The following is a 19,367-nucleotide window of genomic DNA, read 5'->3' as shown; positions in this document are numbered from 1 at the left end:
CGTGCCCGTTCCGGCTGGTCGTTGTGAGCAGTCGCACAGACGAAGATATGTGAAGGAAAGAGGGACCGGTACCGGTGGAGAGACCCAGTGCGGTTGAACGTGCTCTGCGGGAGGCCGCTCCCCATGAGATTTTCGACGTGCTCCGCTCGCTGATCGAGCGCCGGTTCCGGGCCGGGGCCGTGGAGTTGCTGATGGCGGACTACGCGATGACCCGTCTTCAGCCCGTCGGGGTGCTGCCGCATACTCTGCGGCCGTTGTCAGTGTACGAGAGCGCACCTGGTCGTGCCTTTGGTGCCCAGGAGCCGCACTGCGTGCGCGATGTCTCCGGGGCGGAGGTGACCGTGCATGTTCCGGTCAGCGTCAGGGGGGACCGGCTCGGGGTGCTGAGCGTCTCTCTGCCGGGCCCGGACGAGCCTGCGGCGGAGGTGCTGGAGGAGCTCCGGCAGTATGCGGACGCCCTGGCGCACGAGGTGGTCGTCGCCGAGCGCGACACGGATGTGTTCCTCCAGGCGCGGCGTGCGGAGCGGCTGACGCTCGCCGCCGAGATGCAGTGGCAGCTGCTGCCGGGGCGCTCCTGCGCCCGGCCGGAGTACAGCCTCGGGGCCCAGCTGGAGCCGGCGTATGCCATCTTCGGCGACAGCTTCGACTGGTCGGCCTCCGCCGACGACCTGTTCCTGACCGTCAGCAACGGCATGGGCGAGGGGATCGAGGCCGCCCTGCTGACCAACCTCGCCGTCAACGCCCTGCGCAACGCACGTCGCGCCGGCCTCGACCTGAGCGACCAGGCGTACCTCGCCGACCAGGCTGTCTACGGGCAGCACCAGGGGAGCCGGTATCTGTCGACGCTGTTGCTCCGCTTCCATCTCCCGACGGGGGAGGTGGAGATCATCGACGCGGGCTCTCCGCAGATGTGGCGACTGCGGGCGGGCGTGGTCGAGACGATCGACCTGGAGGCGCAGATGCCGTTGGGGATGTTCGAGGACACCGCCTACGTCTCTCAGCGCATCGTCGTCGAGCCCGGAGACCGCCTTTTGTTCATCAGCGACGGGGTCTACGACGCGTTGTCCCCGGGTGGGGAGAAGTACAGCCTGCGCGCCCTGGCGAAGTCGATCACCAGCACGCGTCTGCTGCCCGCGTCCCAGGTGCCCAGGGTGATGCTGCAAGAACTGCTGGGGCACCGGGGTGCCGGTCCGGCGGCGGACGATTCCCTGGTGATGTGCCTGGACTGGTACGGGCGCTCGGCCGCGGCCGGTTAGAACCAGCGCTTTCCCCGAGGGCCCTCGTGTGAAGGTTTCGCCTCTTTGGTGTTGACGACGTGTGGAGCCCACCCTTCAGGGCACCCGATGTCCGCGGCGGGTTGCTATTGAGCTGCCCGCTGGACAATGATTGCCGCACGGCAACTAATTTGCTTGCCGCACGGCAAGTGATTGTCGTCGATCCAGGAGGGTGGTGCGGTTCGCCCAGGGCGGGCCCATTTTATGGCCTCTACCAAGGGCAATTCCGTCACCCGGTCACGGCTGTGGGGCTCGGCTCCCTGTCCCGTCATCGTGGCTGATGGGACAGGTACCGTCATCGAGCTGAACGACGCGGCAGGTCACCTCCTGGGAGACGCGGTACCGGGCACGAGCATGCGGGACGTGGTTCCGGACTGGTTGGCCCGGGCCCACCAGGCAGCGGTCGCGGACGCTGTCCACGCGTCGTCGGCAGACGGGGGCACGACTCGTTCGGAGACGGTGTCGGGGCGGATCGCGGCGTACACCTTCGAGGCGCATCCCACTCTGAACGCGGACGGAAGCGTGGTGTGGTGGCTGGTCGACGACACAGAGCGCCGACTCGCCGAAGAGGCCCTCGCCACCGAGCGTGAACGCACCAGATTTCTCGCGGAGGCGTCCAATGTCCTGCTGGCCTCGTTGAACACCGGCAGATGCATGGCCGCGACCGCGCAGCTCGCCGCCGAGTACCTCGCGGACGTCGCGATCGTCGTCGCCCCCGCGACCGGCGGCAAACTGCCCCTCGCCCGCGCCGTATCGGGCCAGGAGGCCGACCGCGCCCTCGTCGTCGCCGATCCGGCCGATCTCCCGGGACTGGGCGAGGCGCTGCAGGGCTTCCCGCCTGTTCCCTCCCGCTGGATCGACCCCACGGCACTGCCCGTCTGGGCGCTGCCGGACAGCTGCGAGGCATCGATCGGGTCGGTCGTCGTCACCCCGCTGCCCGGTCACGGCGTCCCGGCCGGAGCCCTCATCCTCCTGCGCGCGACAGACCGGCCGCAGTTCAACGAGAACGAGGAGATCTTCACCCGGCTCTTCGCCGCACGGGCCGGGGCCGCCCTGTCAGCCGCCCGCCTTTACAGCGAACAGAGCGCCATAACGCAGACCCTGATGCGGGATCTGCTGCCACCCACCCTCCGACGACTGGACGGTGTGGAGATCGCCGGCGGCTACCGGCCCGCGGGCGCGGCGGAGCGCGTGGGCGGCGACTTCTATGACGTCCACCCCGGAAGCACCCCGGCGGACGCGTCGCTGGTGATCCTCGGAGACGTGTGCGGCAAGGGGCTGGAAGCCGCGGTCCTCACCGGCAAGATCCGTAACACCCTCCAGGCGCTGCTGCCGATGGCCGACGACCACGAACGGATGCTGCGGCTCCTCAACGGCGCGCTGCTGTCCTCCCACCACACACGTTTCGCGACCATGGTGCTGGCCTCGGTCCAGCGAGCCGACAACCATGTGCGACTGCGTCTCACCTCGGCCGGTCACCCCAGCCCGCTGGTGGTACGCCGGGACGGCACCGTCGAGGAGATCGCCACCCATGGTTCCCTCATCGGCGTGCTTCCGGCGATCGAGGCCCGCTCCGTCGAGACCGTTCTGCGGCCGGGCGACACCTGCCTGCTCTACACCGACGGATTCACCGAAGCCCGCGGCGGACCCCTGGGCGAGGAGCTGTTCGGCGACGAACGCCTGCGACAAGCCCTGTCGGACTGCGCCGACATGCCCGCCGAAGCCGTCGTCGACCGAATCCAGATGCTCGCTTCACAGTGGCTGCGCAACGGCCCCCACGACGACATGGCCCTGATCGCCATCAGCGCACCCCGAACCAATCACCTCAGCGCCGTCGACGGACACACCCGTGGCAGGTACACCGCATGAACACCGTCACCGAAGGCGAGGCCGAAGCCGGAGACACGCAGGACCGGCTCTGGGCAGCCGTGACCAGCCGCGACGAATACCGGGCCGCCGACATCGTCTTCGCCGCCCTCGACAGCGGTATGGACGCCGAAGCGGTCCTCCTGGACCTCCTCGCCCCGCTCCAGGTGAGGGTGGGAGCCGAGTGGGCGGCCAACCGGCTGAGCGTCGCGCAGGAGCACGCGGCCAGCGCCATCACCGAGCGCGTGGTCGCCGCCCTCGCCCACCATCCGGCCCGTCGCACCCAGCCCACCCTCGGCCGGATCACCGTGGCCTGCGTGGAACAGGAATGGCACTCCCTGCCGGCCCGCCTTCTTGCCGAAGTCCTCACCCTTCGCGGCTGGCAGGTCGACTTCCTCGGTGCCCAGGTCCCGACCCCGCACCTCATCGCCCACCTTCACAACACCGGCGCGGACGCCGTGGCCCTGTCCTCCTCCATCCCGACCCGGTTGCCGGCGGCTCATGCGGCGATCACCGCTTGTCAGGCCATCGGGATACCCGTACTCGTCGGCGGCGCCGCCTTCGGGCCCGATGGCCGCTACGCCCGTCTCCTCGGCGCCAACGCCTGGGCCCCGGACGCACGCGCCGCCGCCCGGCAGCTGGCCGAGGGCATTCCCGCCCCCAACCTCGCCACCGGGCGACAGCAGATCGACGACCTGCCGCACCTCGCCGACCAGGAATACACGCTCGTCGCCCGCACCCAGCCGCAGCTGGTCAAAACGGTCGTCTCCCAGCTCGAAGACCGTTTCCCGGCCATGGCCGACTACACCCGGAACCAACGCGAGCGCACCGCCGAAGACATCGCCCACATCGTCGAGTTCCTCACCGTGGCCCTATACACCGACGACAGCGACCTCTTCACCTCGTTCATCACCTGGACCGCGGGCATTCTCACCGCACGCCGTGTGCCCGCCCGGTCCCTCAACCCCGCCCTCGACATCCTGGCCACCGAACTCAAGGACTTCCCACGGTCCGTGTCACTCCTTGACCAGGCCCGCTCCGCCCTGTTCCGCGGACACGTCACCACCGACACACCCCCCGGAGTCCCCGTATGACGCCGATGCCTTCCTCGCTCACCGTCACCCTTGAGGCCGGCCGCGGCACCGTTAGTCTCCACCTGGCCGGGGGCCTGGACTACGACACCGGTGACGGACTGGTCCAGCATGCCGACCAGTGCCTCGCCGACCACCCCGACCTGTACGACCTGCGCCTCGACTGCGCGGAGCTCGACTTCTGCGACTCCATCGGCCTCTCTTCCCTCCTGATGATCCGCCGCAGAACCGACGCACGTGCTGTGCGGCTGCACCTGGACAACACGCCGCCGTTCCTTCAACGCCTGCTCCACGTGACCGGAATCCAGCAGCTCTTCATGCAGCCGCACACGTCTCAGCAGGCCGAGTAACCGGCTCCACGAGCGGAAAGCGTGGTGTGTTCAAGCTCCGCGCAGTCCTGGAGAGTCGATTGCCCGAGCTGAAAGCCACCTGGTCCACGGCCTCGGAGGAGGCTGCCCGGACTTCCGGCATGTGCCGTTAGGACCCAGCGGCTGCCGCACGACCGTCCCCATGGTCCGGGGAGGTCGCGTACAAGCCTGCACGCGGTGCGCGTGGACGAGATTCCCTCGGCCGGAGACGGCAGGCAACAGACTCCGTTCAGAGAGAAGACATCGTGCTCCCAGACAGCGGCGGCTCGCCGCAACACCTCAGAGTCCGTACGGCCGACCACGACGGCGTCAGCGTCGTGACTCCGGTCGGAGAGATCGACAGCGACAGTTGCGGGGCGCTGCGCGCGGCCCTCCAGGACTGCGTGAATCGCACCGGACGTATCGCGCTCGACCTCTCCGGCGTCTCCTTCATGGACTCCACCGGCATCAACGTCCTGCTGACCGCAGCGCGGTCACTGCGGGACCGGCCCGGCACGTGGCTCCGGATCGCGGCCCCGTCTCAGCCGGTCCTGCGGGTTCTGCAGCTTGTCGGAGTCGAGACCGTTCTCACGATTCGTGCCTCCCTCGCCGATGCCCTCTCCGACTGAGGATGTCGGGCGGCACGGATGGATCGGAGGCGCAGGAAGGTGCTGTTCAGCACCAACTACCCCATGATCACCCCGGAGCATGCGCTGGCGCACCTGGGCGAACTGGGCCTGGACGACGAGGCCACAGCCCTCGGCCGCGCAGGTAGTCGACCAGTTCGCTATGGCCGAAGGTGGATGACCTCGGCGGTGATGGGGCCGTCGCCCCCCCCGCGATCGTCAAGCCGCCTGGTGCTCCTCGTGCCGCCAGAACCCGGAGAAGGTGATGCGCTCCTTCGGCAGGCCCGCCCTCCGCAGGTGCCGGCGGCCCTCGGTGGCCAGCGTGGACTCGCCGACGACGAAGGCGTATCCGGCGTCGTCGGCGGGGGAGTGCCGCAGGAGTTCGCCGAGGGCCGCGCTGCCGGGTACGGCGGTGGGGTCCTCGCGGACGACCCAGGTGACGGTGACTCCGGCCGGGGCGTCGAGGTCACGGCAGTCGTCCGCGGTGGGCACTTCCTGGATGATCCGGCCCACCGTCTCGCGCGGCAGGGACCGCACGATGCCGGTGGTGGCGGGCAGCCCGGTCTCGTCGGCGACGACCAGGACCTCGGAGGCGTCCGGCGGGCAGTCGAACAGGAGCCCTTGGTCGAGCACGGCGAGCGCGTCGCCGGGACGGGCACGGCAGGCCCAGATCGCGGCCCGGCCCGCGAGTTGGCCGGTGGGACCGTGGTGCACGACGAAGTCGATGTCCATCTCCGCCGCTTCGGGACGGAAGTCCGCCACGGTGTAGTTGGCGCAGTGCGGCCGCAGCTCATCGGGCATGGCCAGGTAGGGCGGCCACCAGCGCGAACCGGTGAACTCCGGCAGATGCAGCCGCTGTTGGTGGGGGAGTTGGAAGAAGAGACGGAACCAGTGGTCGTAGCCCTGCCAGGGGAACTCGGAGAGTTCCGCCCCCGTGACCGTCACGCGGTGGACGGAGGGGGTGACACGCTCGGTGCGCGCGACTTCGGCACGGAACATCCCGGGCTGCTGCGGGACCAGTCTACGGATCTTCGCCATGTCAGGAAGGTTAGCCTAACCTTCCTGTGTCGAGTCCACCTCTGCTGACCTGGCATCCTCTCCGGCGCCCCACGGGTACTCGCATTGGTTAGGTTAGGCTAACCTTCGCTCGTGAGTTCTGGTGAAGAGACGAGCGGGCCCTCCCGGCTGCGCGGACACGAGCTGGTCGCGCGGGACGTGACCGTGGCGTACGACGGAACAGATGTCGTGCACGAGGCGGCGATCACGCTCCGCCCCGGACATGTGACCGCACTCGTCGGCCCCAACGGCAGTGGCAAGTCGACACTGTTGCGCACCCTGGCCCGGCTGCAGCGCGCCCGCACCGGCACCCTCGGACTGGGCACCGAGGGCGGCGACACCGCCGACGGACTCGCCCTGACCGCCCGTGAGTTCTCCCGACGGGTCGCGCTGCTGACCCAGAGCCGCACCGCCCCGAGCGGTCTGACCGTGCGGGACATCGTGGAGTTCGGCCGCTATCCCTACCGGGGGCGCTGGGGCAGGGCGGACCCGGACGGAGCGGCGGCCGTGCGACGGGCGCTCGTCCTGACCGACGTCGAGAACCTCGCCGACCGGGGCGCCGAACACCTCTCGGGCGGTCAGCTCCAGCGCGTCTGGCTCGCCAGCTGCCTCGCGCAGGACACCGGAGTCCTCCTCCTCGACGAACCCACGACCTACCTCGACCTCCGCTACCAGGTCGAACTGCTCGACCTCGTAAGGGACTTGGCGGACGACCACGGCATCACCGTCGGCGTCGTGCTGCACGACCTGGACCAGGCGGCGGCCGTCGCCGACCGGATCGCCCTGCTGCACGCGGGACGGATCGTCACCGACGGAGCGCCCGAGGACGTACTGACCGCCGAGCGCCTCACCGAGACGTACGGCATCCGCATCGAGGTCGACACCGACCCCCTGACGGGCCGGCTGCGCACCCGCGCGATCGGCCGCCATCACGCACGTACCGAAAGGCTCAGCACCACCTCATGAGACGTTCTCTCACAGCTCTCGCCGCCGTGTCCGCCGCTGTCGTCCTGGCCGGGTGCGGGACGACCGAACCCGCCGCCACCAGCGCCGAGAAGAGCGCGAAGAGCATCACCCTCACCGACGCGAGCGGCGCGAAGGTCACGCTCGACGGGCCAGCCGAGAAGGTCGTCGGCACCGAGTGGAACGTCGTGGAGAGCCTCGTCACGCTCGGCGTCGACCCCGTCGGTGTCGCCGACGTCAAGGGCTACACGACGTGGGACACCGCGGCCCCGCTGAAGAACACGCCCAAGGACATCGGCACCCGCGGCCAGCCCAGCATGGACACCATCGCCGCGCTCTCGCCGGACCTCATCGTCGCCACCACCGACCTGTCGGCCGCAGCCGTCAAGCAACTGCGCAAGATCGCCCCGGTGTTGGAGGTGCGCTCCGCCAAGTCCGCCGACCAGATCGGGCAGATGGAGGAGAACCTCGACCTCATCGCCGAGGCGACCGGCACCACGGACAAGGCCGACGCGGCGAAGAAGGCCTTCGACACCAAGGTCGCCGAGGGGAAGAAGGCGCTCGCAGATGCCGGCCTCGGCGGCCGGAAGATCGCGTTCGCGGACGGTTGGGTCGCCTCCAACCAGGTGTCCGTCCGCCCCTACACGAGCGGTTCGCTCCTGGGTGCCGTGAACGAGGCGATAGGCCTCAAGAACGCCTGGACGCTGAAGGGGGACGCCGCCTACGGTCTCGCCGCCACCGATGTCGAGGGCCTGACGAGCCTCGGGGACGTCGAGTTCGCGTACATCGGCAGCAAGGCCGAGAAGGCCAGCGACCCCTTCTCCAACGACCTTGCGAAGAACGCCGTCTGGAAGTCCCTGCCGTTCGTGAAGAAGGGCAATGTGCACCGACTGCCCGACGGCATCTGGATGTTCGGCGGCCCGCAGTCGATGGAGGCGTACGTCGACGCCGTCGTCGCCGCCCTCACGAAGTAGCGCCATGACCGTCACCGCACCAGCTCCCACCACCGGCGCGCCCGCCGTCAGCTCCAGGACGGGCGCGACCGCGGTGACGGCCGCGCTCGTCCTCCTCGTGGCGGCCCTCGCGGTCGTCGACATCACCCAGGGCACCGCGGCCGTCGGCCCCACCGAAGTGTGGAAGGCGCTCACCGGCCACGCCGACTCCGCCGACGCGTCCGTCGTGATCTCCTCACGGCTGCCCCGGATGGCTGCCGGGCTGCTGGTCGGTGCCGCACTCGGCATCGCGGGCGCGGCGCTCCAGTCCGTCACCCGCAATGTGCTCGCCGCGCCCGACACCCTTGCCGTGAACGCCGGTTCCTACCTGGCCCTCGGTCTGCTCAGCGTCACCGGCGCCTCGCTGCCGTTGCTCGCCTCCTCGGGCGTGGCGTTTCTGGGCGGGCTCGGTGCGGCGACCGTCGTCCTGTCCCTGTCCGGCCTCGGCACGGGCACCGTCCGCCTCGTCCTGGCCGGCAGCGCCCTGACGCTCGGCCTCTCGGCGGTCACCGAGGGACTGCTCCTCCTGTTCCCCGAGCGCACCCAGGGCCTCTACCAGTGGAACCAGGGCAGCATCGGCCAGAACGGCTTCGACGGCGTGGTGCAGATGGCGCCCGTCGTCCTGGCCGGCCTCGTCGGACTGCTGCTCGTGGCCCGCCGCGTGGACGCCCTGGCCCTCGGCGACGAAGCCGCGCGCGGCCTCGGTGTCCCGGTCCGGGCCACCAGGATCACGGTCGTGGTGCTCGCCGCACTGCTCTCCGCGGCGGCCGTCACGCTCGCCGGACCCATCGGCTTCGTCGGCCTGTGCGCACCCGCCCTGATCCGACCGCTCGCCCGGTACGTCCGTCCCTTCGTCCGCACCCGGGCGAGCCTGCCGGTGGCCGCACTGGCCGGTGCCGCACTGGTGCTGGGCGCGGACGTGCTGCTGCGCGCCCTCGTCTCGGCCGAGTCCGCGGTCGCCGTACCCACCGGAGTCGTCACCAGCATCCTCGGCGCGGTGTTCCTGATCGCGATGGCCCTGCGGGTACGGGACACCACCACCGCGACCGGGCCGGAACGGCTGCGCATCCCCACCAGGGCCGTGTTCCTGACGACGGTGGCGGCACTCGTCGCCGTTCTGCTCGCGGTGACCGTCGCCGGAGTCCTGCTGGGCGACACGAAGTTACTGCTGGGCGATGTGGCCAACTGGGCCCAGGGCAGGGCCGCGCAGTCCGTCTCCTTCGTCCTCGACACCCGCGTCCCGCGTGTCCTCGCCGCCCTCCTCGCGGGCGCCGCCCTGGCCCTGTCCGGCACCCTGGTCCAGGCCGTCACCCGCAACCCGCTCGCCGAACCCGGCACGCTCGGCGTCCTGGGCGGTGCCGCCCTCGGCGCGGTCCTGCTCGTCACCACGGCATCGGCGGCCGGTTCCTGGGGCGTTGCCGGTGCGGCCTTCGCGGGCGCGGCCCTGACCGCCGTCCTCGTGTTCGGACTCACGGCGCGCGGCGGATTCGGGCACAACCGACTGGTCCTGGTGGGCATCGGCGTGTCCGCCGCCACGACCGCCCTCATCAGCCTGCTCATCGTCCTGACGGACCCTTTCAACGCCACGAAGGCACTCACCTGGCTCTCCGGTTCCACCTACGGCCGCACCCTGCCCGACACCCTCCCCGTCGCCGGCGCCCTCGTGCTGGGCCTCGCGGTCGCCGTGGCGCGACGCACCGAGCTCGACCTCGTGTCCCTCGACGACGACACGCCGGCCCTGCTCGGCCTGTGCCTCGCCCCGGCACGGCTCGGATTCCTGGTCGTCAGCGTCCTGTTGAGCGCCACCGCGGTAGCCGCCGCCGGCATGATCGCCTTCGTCGGCCTGGTCGCCCCGCACGCGGCCCGCACCCTCGTCGGCCGCCGCCACGCACGGGTGGTACCGGTGGCGGTGCTCCTGGGTGCGGCCCTCGTCGGCACGGCGGATCTCCTGGGCCGCACGGTGATCGCGCCGGCGCAGCTGGGCGCGGGTCTGATGACGGCGGTCATCGGTACGCCGTACTTCCTGTACCTGCTGGTCCGCACCCGGCACTAGGCACTAGGTCGCGAGAGGCAACCCCCAACGGGGTGCGTCCTCGTTCGGTCGTACGGGGGTGAGGGTCAGGTCGGGCCGGTCGCCCCTGACGGTGATCAGCGCCGACTCGCCCTTGCGCAGGGCGATGTGGATCGTGCCGTCGCCCGCGTCGGAGTGGCGGAGGGTACGGCCGTGCCCGTCCCGTACGTCGATCGGCCCCGTCAGTCCGTGCCGTACGACGCAGGCGGCGCCCGCCTCGCTGACCAGTCGGACCCAGCGAGTGGTACCGCTCTGGCGGCGGGCGCTGAGCAGAAAGGCGCCCTGGGTACGGAAGTCGTGCACGGCCAGGTCCGCCCAGGCGGCGGGCAGAGCGGGGAAGACCCGGATGACCCCGCCCCACGACTGGCACACCATGTCGTGCAGGGACTGCGCCGCCGAGAGGGGCGTTTCGATGACCGGCCCCGACTCCTTGTACATGGTGTTGGGCTGGATGAAGCGGGTCATCAGCTCACCGAGGTAGTTCAGCGCGTCCTCACCCTTGCCGAGGAGTGCCGACATCGAGGCGGCGCCCGTGAAGGTGTAGCCCTGGAGGGCACCCTCGAAGCCGACCCAGTGTGCCAACGACCGCTCGATCAGGGCGTGTTCGTCGGGGGTGCGGCCGGTCACCTCGTACAGCGGGTAGACCGCGAGGAGATGCGAGTAGTGGCGGTGCGACTTCGCGAAGGGGATGTCCGCGCCGATCATGAAGCCGTTCGCGTCCGTCGGATAGGGCGCGCGCTTCGCCAGTACTTCGCGCCATCGAGGGACCAACGGGTCCTGAATGCCGAGGAGTTCGGCGGATTCGAGCAGGGTGTGGCAGCCCCAGGTCAGGAGCATCAGGTCGTAGTTGCAGTCGCGGGAGTTGCCGCCGTACTCAGGGGAGAACGTGGCGGGCAGGTGCAGCTTGCCGTCCGGGCCGGGTTCGAGGAAGTGCAGGTAGTAGTTGATCGCCTTGCGCAGGAGCGGGAAGAGGACGTCCCGGAGGATCGACTTGTCCATCGTGTGGCGGTAGCTGAGCCAGACGTTGTGCAACGCCCAGGTCAGGTCGCCGACTTCGGGGGTGGGTGGGTCCTGGCCGGGGATGCCCACGCCGTAGCCGGTGAGGGTGCCGGCGGCGCCGTTGACCAGGTGCGGGTCGGTGGTGCGCGGGATGCCGAGCGAGTCGCCCCGGTAGGGCTGGGCCACCTCCTTGGCGAGGTTGTCCCGGAACTCGCTCAACGCCCGTGTGATCGCGTCGAGTTCGAGGTGGTTGGAGCCGTGGATGAGCCAGTACTCCAACTGGGCGTTGAGGTTCCACCAGGTGTTGGGCCACGGGGTGGGCTCCAGCCAGGGGCCGCTCGTCGCCATCACCGGTGCGTCGCGGCGGGCGGCGGAGGCGGTCTTGTAGAGCTGGATCCAGTAGAAGCGCTGGAGCCGGGCGTCGGGGAGGGACAGGAAGCTCTTGCGGTAGTAGGCGTGCCACCAGGCTCGGTGGTCCGAAGCCAGGGCGGAGTAGGGGAGTCGGGCCGTGGTGCGGACGGTCTTGAGGGCCCTGTTCAGGGCGGTGCTGCGTGGGTACGAGTGCGCGACATGCGCGTACAGCGTCCGTGTCCGGCCCTTGGTCTGCTCCCGCCACGCGGTCACGTGCTGCCCGCCCGAGAGGAGCGGTTGCACGGCGGCGGTCACTCCGTCGTGGTCGGCGACCTCGGCGGGCGGGTTGCCCTGGTAGCCGTCCGGCAGCGGCTTGAAGGCGGCACGCGGACTGATCGCGTCGGCCGGGTGGAACACCCAGCGGAAGTCGCGCTCGCCCGCGCTCGGCGTCACCTCCACGGCGAGGACCGAGCGGTCGTTGTGAACCAGGGCGCGCAGGGCCAGGCTGCCCTTCTCGGTGGTGAGTGTGCCGGTCAACTCGGCGTCGTGCAGCGACAGTCGCCAGTCGAGACCGGTGATCGCGCCCACCGGCTCCAGCGTGAAGTATCCGATGGGCAAGCGGGCCAGGCCGAACAGCGAGCCGAACTCGGGGCGATGGTCCTGTACTTCGGAGTGCTGGACGTTGAAGCGCACGGCGGTCGTGGTGGCACCGGGCTCGGCGTAGATGCCGGAGCCGAGGAAGCCGTTGCCGAGGAAGGGGCCTTCGTACCAGGTCGTCGGCATGCGCTGCCAGACCGGATCGGCGTCGTCCAGAACCGTGCGCCAGGGGTCGGCGTGCTGCCCGGTCAGGTGCTCGGCGGGGTGTCCGGCAGCGGCCTCGGCGCGATCGGTCGGGCTCGCCTGCGTGGTCGTCAGGCCCGTGGTGAGCAGGGTGCCGCCGAGGGCGGATCCGGTGACGAGGACGGTACGTCTGGACGGGGCGGGCTCGGAGGGGTTCGGCATGGTGCCTCCAGGCGGCTCGGGTGATTCATCGGAGCTATCCCGTCAGGCAACATAGAGATGGGGGTGAAGCGTGTCAATGCGGAGCGATAGATCCGATGTGTTGGTCGCTCTGTAGTCAACCGGCAGCCCCGCCAGGAGAGTTGAGGGGCTCAGCCCGACTCGGCCTCTGCCCGGTCGTCGTCCAGCATCCAGGCCCGCGTCCCGAAGGAGGCGGACGCCCGCGAGGCGACCGTGGCCGCCCTTCGCAGCGCCTGCACGAAGCCCTCCGATGTCAGACGCCCACCCGGAGTCCGAGCCTCTGCCGCGAGGTAGTAGGCAAGCGCTCCGTGGAGCACATCCCCCGCGCCCAACGTGTCCGCCACCCGGACCGCGGGCACCTCCACCGAGCCGCCGCCCTCGGGCCCGGCCCACACGATCGGCTGCCCGCCCCGGCTGACCGCCGACCATGTGACCCCGTGGTCGCTCAGGAACCTGAGGGTGTCCGCCGGTGTGTCCACGCCAGGTGGGTGGAAGTCGGCCGAGCAGACGGCCACGTCGATCCATGGCAGCAGACCCGGCGTGCCGTCCTTCCAGCTGCCCCCGTCCAGCAGGGTCGTACACCCGGCGGCCCGCGCCGCACGGGCCACGGCCATCGCGAGTTCCATGTGATGACCGTCGAACTCGACGACATCGCGGCCCGCCACCAGCGCGTCGGGATCATCCGGCGGGGCCAGTCGGTGACCCGTGGCGTTGGTCGACGCGACGGCGCGGTCCCCGGTGGACGCGGTCACCAGGATGGAGGAGACGGCCGGCGGCTGGACCGTGTCGGACGCCAGGTCCGAAACGGTGACGCCCATCCGGTTCAGGTCGGCCGTGATCCCGAGGCTCAGAGGATGGGAGCCGATCGCGGTCAACAGCTCGGCCGTGCCGCCGAGATGGCTGAAGGCCACGGCCGCGTTCGCCGCCGGTCCGCCCGCGGCGAAGGTCTGCTCACGGGCCGTCAGTTTCTCGTTGGAGGACGGCACATGGTCCACGAGCTGGATGACGTCCAGCGTGCACAGCCCCACGAACAGCCCGTCCGGGCGTCCTCGTTCCGTCGTGCCCACCTGCCGACACCCTCTCCTGTTCGACACCTTGACCTGCTGGAACCCGAGTCCTCGCAGCCGCCTCAGTATCAACCAGAAGTCCCCTTCTCCTCAGCTTTCACCGCTGCTTCACCTGTGTTCACCTGAGCCACCCACGATTCGCCATGGGCATGTCGTGCAGCGGGGTTCGTCGGCATGCCTTTCACCTTGCCACTCACCTCGCAGCGATCAGGAAGGGCGACCTGATGAGGCCAACGCAACGGCGCAGACGGCCACACGGCGGATACGGACCGCACCGCACCCACCACCTCGTAGGAGTGGTCCTCACCGCCCTGCTCCTCGTGAGCGGCAATCTCACGACGGCGTACGCCGACACGGATCCGGAGGAGCGTGCCTCGGCTCGGGACAGGTCGGCGGGGGCCACGAGTCTGCCCACCCTCACCCCCGGCGAGGGGGCGTACCTGGAGGGCACGCAGAAGGTCGCCGCCGTGCCGACCCTCGCCGGTGACTCGGTCACGAAGCTCGCGGTCGACGGCAAGGCGATCGACGCCGAGCGGACGGTCGGTGTGTCCCGGCTGAGCTTCGACGTCGGCTCGAACTCGACCGAGGCCCGCTACCACAACTACGTGCTGGTCAACGGCGATTACCGGGTCGACATCGGCGATCTCGTCAACGAGCGCGGCACACTGGAGATCCCGAACGAGAAGCTGGTCAAGGGCGAGAACCGGATCGAGATCTTCGCCGGTACGGTCGACAGTTCCTGCGGCACGAACTACGACGACTTCGTGCTCTCCGACATCAGCCTGGACCTGCTCGGCGAGGTCGCGGACGGTGAGGAGAACGAGTACACCTACTCCTTCGGTGACGGCAGCTGCGGCTCCAACACCTCTCTGCTGACGAAGGCGACGCTCAGTTTCTTCGTGCTGGGCGACCCGCAGGGCACGACCGGACTCACGGCCGACCTCGACTCCACGAAGCTCACCAACGGACAGCACACCCTGTCCGCGACCACCACCTCGGGCAAGTCCCTCAAGAACAAGGTGTCGGTCAACAACGCCCCCGCCGGAGCACCGCGGTTGCTGCCCAAGGACGGCACGCTCGTGGCGGGCCGTCAGTCGGTGTTCGCGAACTTCCCGGCCGGCACCGACGGTTCCGTCGAATCGCTGACCGTGGACGGTGGCGCGCCCGCCACCGACCCGCACCTCGGCAACGGCGCGGCCACCTTCTCCTTCGACGTCGGCGCGAACTCCGTCGACGACCGCTACGACAACTACCTGCTCGTCAACGGCAAACGCATCGACCTGGGCGGCACGTGGGTCAGCCAGCGCGTCGACATCGCCATCCCGGCGCGGTTCCTGGTGCCGGGCGACAACGTCATCAAGGTCGTCACCAGCCCCTACAAGGAGAGCTGCGGCAACAACCGCGACGACTTCGACCTCGCCCACCTCGCCCTCACCCTCGACGGCGCCAGTGTCACCGGCCATGACATCGCCGACACGTACGCCATGGGCGACGGCACCTGCGGGAACACCGACACCCGTCTGCGCGAGGCGGAGTTGCGCTACACGATCGACGCTCCGGCCGTGCCCGTCACCGAGACGCTCGGCTCCGGCAACGCGACGCTCGGCTTCACCGTCGGCAGCAACTCGATCGAAGCCCGCTACCAGAACTACCTCCTGATCAACGGTCAGAAGCACGTCCTGGACGGCGACTTCGTGAGCCAGCACGTCGATCTGGCGCTGCCGAACGAGTGGCTCGTTCCCGGCTGGAACACCGTCGACGTCGTCACCGGCACCTACGCGACCTCGTGCGGCGACAACCACGACGACTTCGCCCTCTCCGGCATCACGCTCACCCCGGCGAGCGGCACCGCCGAGGGCCGGATGCTGAAGGGGTCGTACAGCTTCGGCGACGGCAACTGTGGTGACAACGTCAATCCGTTGACGGAGGTCGACCTGGAGTTCTTCGTCGAGGGCCCGGCGCAGGGGCTGCGTGCCGACCTCGACACCAAGAAGATCGACGACGGTACGCACACGCTGGCCGCGACCTCGAAGAGCGGCAAGACCGCGACCCGCGTCCTGGCCACCGACAACTCGGCCCCCCGGGTGACCGCCAGCACCCCGGCCGCCGGGCAGAAGATCACCGCCACGGTCGTCCTCGACGTGCGGATCGACGACCTGTCCGGCGTGGTGAGCGGGCCCGACGTCAAGCTCGACGGCCACCCGATCCAACTCGGCGCCTCCATCGGCCCGGGCCTCTCGGCCGGCGAGCACACTCTGTCGGTGTCCGGCACGGACAGCCTCGGCAACTCCGGTACCAGGGAAGTGAAGTTCAGCTCCGCCGGCATCCCCGACATCCCCGCCGAGCTCACCCCGAAGTCCGGTACGACCGATGCCGGCAAGAACGTCACCCTCTCCGCCAAGGTCGCGGAACCGGACGGCGGCAAGGTCAGCGCGACCTTCTCCGAGGCCGAGATCCTGACCCCGGGCCGGGTGTACCAGGGGACCGCCCCGACCGTCCCCACGACCCTCAAGGTCAAGGGCGAGCGCAGGGTGAAGGCCGACGGCCTCGAACCCGCAGACGGCAGGACCCTCGACGCGCCGGCCGCCGAGGACGTCACCTTCCAGCGCTTCGACGTCGAGGTGAACGGCCACGTGGACGCGCCGGTCCTGCGCTGGGAAGGCGTCATCGACCCCGAGCGGCTCGCCGCCCTGCGGGTGTGGAACACCGCCGCCAAGCGCTGGGACGTCCTGACGAGCACCCGCGGCGCGGCCGACGGCGACACCGTCCTGACGACCGTCGTCGACCGCACGTACCTCGACCGCAAGCAGATCCACGTCATGGTCACCGGCGAGGACCCGTTCGCCGACGACATCGACGCCGGCGACCCCAACTCCTTCGCCGACCCTGACTCGTACGACTTCTCGATCGTCCACTACACCGACACGCAGTACCTCTCCGAGGGCGCGGTCGAGCAGGAGACGCCAGAGGAGCGCGCCGTGTGGGAGAAGGCGTACGGCGATGTCTCGCGCTGGATCGTGGCCAACAAGGACCAGCGGAAGATCGCGTATGTCGCCCACACCGGCGACATCATCGAGAACAACATCCGCAAGCCCGCCGACGAGGCGACCCAGAAGCAGGTCGTGGGCGAGATGGAGGTGTCGTCCGAGCAGCAGAGGATCCTGGACGACGCGGGCGTGCCCAATGGTGTGATCGCGGGCAACCACGACAACCAGTCCGGCACCGAGAACGGCCCGGACGCCATCTACAACACGTACTACGGCCCCCAGCGCTACGAGGCACTGTCCAAGGGCTGGGAGCACGCCGAGTACGGCGGCCCGTGGCGCGCGGGCGACAACCAGAACCACTACGACCTGTTCTCGGCCGGGGGCCTGGACTTCGTCGTGGTGGGTCTGTCCTACGGGGTGACGCGCGAGGAGGCCGAATGGGCCGACTCGGTCTTCAAGCGCTACCCCGACCGCAACGGCATCCTGCTCTCGCACGACTACCTCGCCCCGAGCAACAACCCCGACGGACGCGGCGCCGCGTTCTCCCCGCCTGACGGTTCGATGCTCTACAAGACGGTCGTGCAGAACAACCCGAACGTGTTCCTGATCCTCGCGGGTCACGAGCACGGCGTGGGGACGAACGTGAAGCCGCGGGTCGGCGAGGTCGCGCACGACGTCGTCGAACTGCTCGCGGACTACCAGTTCTACACGGTCTCCGCGGACCGGCTCGGGCTCACCGAGATCGGCGGCTACCAGCCCGACACTCAACTCCAGTTCGGCGCGAGCTTCTTCCGGATGCTCCAATTCAACGTGAGACGCGCCGAGTTGACCGTGGACACCTACTCGCCGCTGCTCGACGGGTTCGGCTCCACCGAGTACGACACCCTGCACCGGTACGACGGCACCGAGGACAACATGGTCCTCCCCGTCGACCTCAGCAGCCGCAGCACGACCTTCCAGACCGACTCGCTCGCGCTCTACAACCCCGTGAGCGTCATCGGCAGGGCCAAGGTCGACTCCGGCAAGGTCGCCTCGGTGGCCTGGAAGGGGCTCAGGCCCGGCACGACCCACGCCTGGTTCGTCACGGCACGCTCCACCGGCGGCGGCGTGACCGCCTCCGAGCCGAGCGTCTTCGTCACCAAGGACGCCCACGGCCGCCCCGGCACGTGGGGGCCGGACGTACCCGGCTACGAGTGGTTCATGTCGTCCGGTGACCAGCCGTGACGGCACCATCGACGCCGGCGCGCCCGCCCGCCTCGCGGGCGCGCCACGCGCTCCTCACCGTCGTAGGCGCCCTGCTGGCCCTGCTCACCGCAGGCCTCGCCCACCCGGCCCCGGCCGCCGCGCACGACCTCACCTCGACCGCGTACGTCGAGGTGAGGGGTACCGGAACCCGGGTGCGGGCGGACCTCGAACTCGAATACGACCTGCTGATGAAGTCGGCCTGGCTGTACGCCGAGGCGTACGAGGCGAAGGGCCGACCCGCACAGCGGCACCAGCTCAAGAAGAACGCCGACGCCGTGACCGAGTACGTCACCGCACGCTTCGCCCTCACCCACGACGACAAGCCCTGCACGCCCCGACCGGCTCACGACGCCGATGTCCGCACCCGCGGCACCAAACCGTTCGCCGTCCTCAGCCTGGTCTACAACTGCCCGGACGGCGACGGCACTTACGCGATCTCCAGTGCCCTGTTCCCCGACGCGGAGAGCTTCGTCCACAGCACTCAAACGATCGTCCACTACGACCTCGACGGACCGCGCGGCTCGCAGGTGCTGACGGCCGGCGAACCGACCGTGGAGACCGGTGGGCACCACGAGTCCCACCAGATCGCGGAGTTCTTCCTGCTCGGCACCGAGCACCTGCTGTTCGGCCTGGATCACATCCTCTTCCTGCTGTCCCTGCTCATCGGCGCCCGGACCCTGCGCGAGGTCCTCCTGGCGGCGACCGCCTTCACCGCCGCGCACAGCGTCACGTTCCTGCTGGCGGCGACCGGCGTGGTGCACGTGCCGGCGGCGGTCGTCGAACCCGTCATCGCCGCGTCCATCGCGGTCGTGGCCCTGGCAGGCATCCTCCTGCGCGACCGCGAGGGAAGCGGACGCTGGCGGCTGCCGACGGTCTTCCTCTTCGGCCTCGTGCACGGCCTCGGCTTCGCCGGGGCGCTCGGCATCGACGAGAGCTGGTCCTGGGAGCTGCTGTTGTCGCTGCTGAGCTTCAACGTCGGCATCGAAGCGGTGCAGTTGGGGATCATCGCCGTGGTCTTTCCGCTGCTGCTGCTCCTGCGCCGCACCACCGTCCACCGGTGGGTGCTGCCCGCGCTGACCGTACCGATCGTGGTGGTGAGCCTGTACTGGTTCTGGGACCGGGTGCCGTTCGGGGACGTGCCTTTCGCCTCGTAAACTGTCCTCAATTTCCCCTCCTAGTGTTTTCCGTGTCGCAGCCGAACGGCTTCGGCAAAAGGAACCAGGCAGCTGTCGAGCTGCTGCGCTCATGGAGGAACCGTGGCTTTCACTAAGGTCGTTCCGGTCAAGTCCACCAAGCCCGCGAAGCCGGCCAAGGGCAAGCCCGCGAAGCCGCGCAAGACCCGCCCGGTCAAGTAGCGCGAGATGTTGAAGCGGGCCCGCTTTTCCGTACCCGCACATTTCTCAGGCCTCCCT

At 69.7% G+C, this 19,367-nt stretch carries 13 protein-coding genes; 10 read left to right on the top strand and 3 right to left on the bottom strand.

Going from position 1 to position 19,367, the window contains the following annotated elements; genetic code table 11:
- The first annotated feature begins 74 nt into the window (after positions 1-74).
- The 5 genes from ACIP6U_RS30950 (at position 75) to ACIP6U_RS30930 (ending at position 5,207) form a co-directional block, all read left to right on the top strand.
- The gene (locus ACIP6U_RS30950; RefSeq protein ID WP_401724558.1) at positions 75-1,256 is read left to right on the top strand and encodes a PP2C family protein-serine/threonine phosphatase; all 1,182 of its coding nucleotides are present in this window, start codon (positions 75-77) and stop codon (positions 1,254-1,256) included.
- Positions 1,257-1,478: 222 nt separating this feature from the next.
- Complete coding sequence (locus tag ACIP6U_RS30945; protein WP_401724555.1) at positions 1,479-3,143, top strand: SpoIIE family protein phosphatase; 1,665 nt, start codon at positions 1,479-1,481, stop codon at positions 3,141-3,143.
- Complete coding sequence (locus tag ACIP6U_RS30940; RefSeq protein ID WP_401724553.1) at positions 3,140-4,234, top strand: B12-binding domain-containing protein; 1,095 nt, start codon at positions 3,140-3,142, stop codon at positions 4,232-4,234. The genes ACIP6U_RS30945 and ACIP6U_RS30940 overlap by 4 nt, the downstream gene beginning before the upstream one ends.
- The gene (locus tag ACIP6U_RS30935; RefSeq protein ID WP_401724550.1) at positions 4,231-4,581 is read left to right on the top strand and encodes an STAS domain-containing protein; all 351 of its coding nucleotides are present in this window, start codon (positions 4,231-4,233) and stop codon (positions 4,579-4,581) included. The genes ACIP6U_RS30940 and ACIP6U_RS30935 overlap by 4 nt, the downstream gene beginning before the upstream one ends.
- A gap of 263 nt (positions 4,582-4,844) precedes the next feature.
- Positions 4,845-5,207, top strand: coding sequence for an STAS domain-containing protein (locus tag ACIP6U_RS30930; RefSeq protein WP_401724547.1), 363 nt, complete (start codon positions 4,845-4,847; stop codon positions 5,205-5,207).
- Between the two features lie 216 nt (positions 5,208-5,423).
- Here ACIP6U_RS30930 and ACIP6U_RS30925 read toward each other — a convergent pair whose 3' ends face one another.
- Positions 5,424-6,242, bottom strand: a complete 819-nt coding sequence (locus ACIP6U_RS30925) for a siderophore-interacting protein (protein ID WP_401724544.1) — start codon at positions 6,240-6,242, stop codon at positions 5,424-5,426.
- A gap of 111 nt (positions 6,243-6,353) precedes the next feature.
- On the opposite strand from ACIP6U_RS30925, the gene ACIP6U_RS30920 reads away from it, so the two are divergent.
- Genes ACIP6U_RS30920 through ACIP6U_RS30910 form a run of 3 tightly spaced genes read left to right on the top strand, consistent with a single transcriptional unit; the run spans position 6,354 to position 10,268 of the window.
- The gene (locus ACIP6U_RS30920) at positions 6,354-7,226 is read left to right on the top strand and encodes an ABC transporter ATP-binding protein (protein ID WP_401724541.1); all 873 of its coding nucleotides are present in this window, start codon (positions 6,354-6,356) and stop codon (positions 7,224-7,226) included.
- The gene (locus ACIP6U_RS30915; protein ID WP_401724538.1) at positions 7,223-8,197 is read left to right on the top strand and encodes an ABC transporter substrate-binding protein; all 975 of its coding nucleotides are present in this window, start codon (positions 7,223-7,225) and stop codon (positions 8,195-8,197) included. The genes ACIP6U_RS30920 and ACIP6U_RS30915 overlap by 4 nt, the downstream gene beginning before the upstream one ends.
- Positions 8,198-8,201: 4 nt before the next feature.
- Entirely contained in the window at positions 8,202-10,268 is a 2,067-nt protein-coding gene (locus tag ACIP6U_RS30910; protein WP_401724536.1) for an iron ABC transporter permease, read from the top strand.
- A 3-nt stretch (positions 10,269-10,271) separates the two neighbouring features.
- On the opposite strand, the gene ACIP6U_RS30905 is transcribed toward ACIP6U_RS30910, so the two are convergent.
- Together ACIP6U_RS30905 and ACIP6U_RS30900 are read right to left on the bottom strand one after the other, a co-directional pair.
- Entirely contained in the window at positions 10,272-12,638 is a 2,367-nt protein-coding gene (locus ACIP6U_RS30905; protein ID WP_401724534.1) for a glycosyl hydrolase family 95 catalytic domain-containing protein, read from the bottom strand.
- A gap of 149 nt (positions 12,639-12,787) precedes the next feature.
- Positions 12,788-13,723: a PfkB family carbohydrate kinase gene (locus ACIP6U_RS30900; protein ID WP_401724530.1), complete on the bottom strand. Its 936-nt coding sequence runs from the start codon at positions 13,721-13,723 to the stop codon at positions 12,788-12,790.
- Between the two features lie 224 nt (positions 13,724-13,947).
- On the opposite strand from ACIP6U_RS30900, the gene ACIP6U_RS30895 reads away from it, so the two are divergent.
- On the top strand, positions 13,948-17,934 hold the full coding sequence (locus ACIP6U_RS30895) for a metallophosphoesterase (RefSeq protein ID WP_401724527.1): 3,987 nt from the start codon (positions 13,948-13,950) through the stop codon (positions 17,932-17,934).
- A complete protein-coding gene (locus ACIP6U_RS30890) occupies positions 17,931-19,109 on the top strand; it encodes a HupE/UreJ family protein (protein ID WP_401724525.1) in 1,179 nt (392 codons plus the stop codon). Before ACIP6U_RS30895 ends, ACIP6U_RS30890 begins: the two co-directional genes overlap by 4 nt.
- Positions 19,110-19,367: the final 258 nt, after the last annotated feature.

The organism is Streptomyces sp. NPDC088794 (assembly GCF_044750545.1).
In the GTDB taxonomy this organism is placed as follows: Bacteria; Actinomycetota; Actinomycetes; order Streptomycetales; family Streptomycetaceae; genus Streptomyces.
This window is presented reverse-complemented; position numbering and strand designations above follow the sequence as displayed.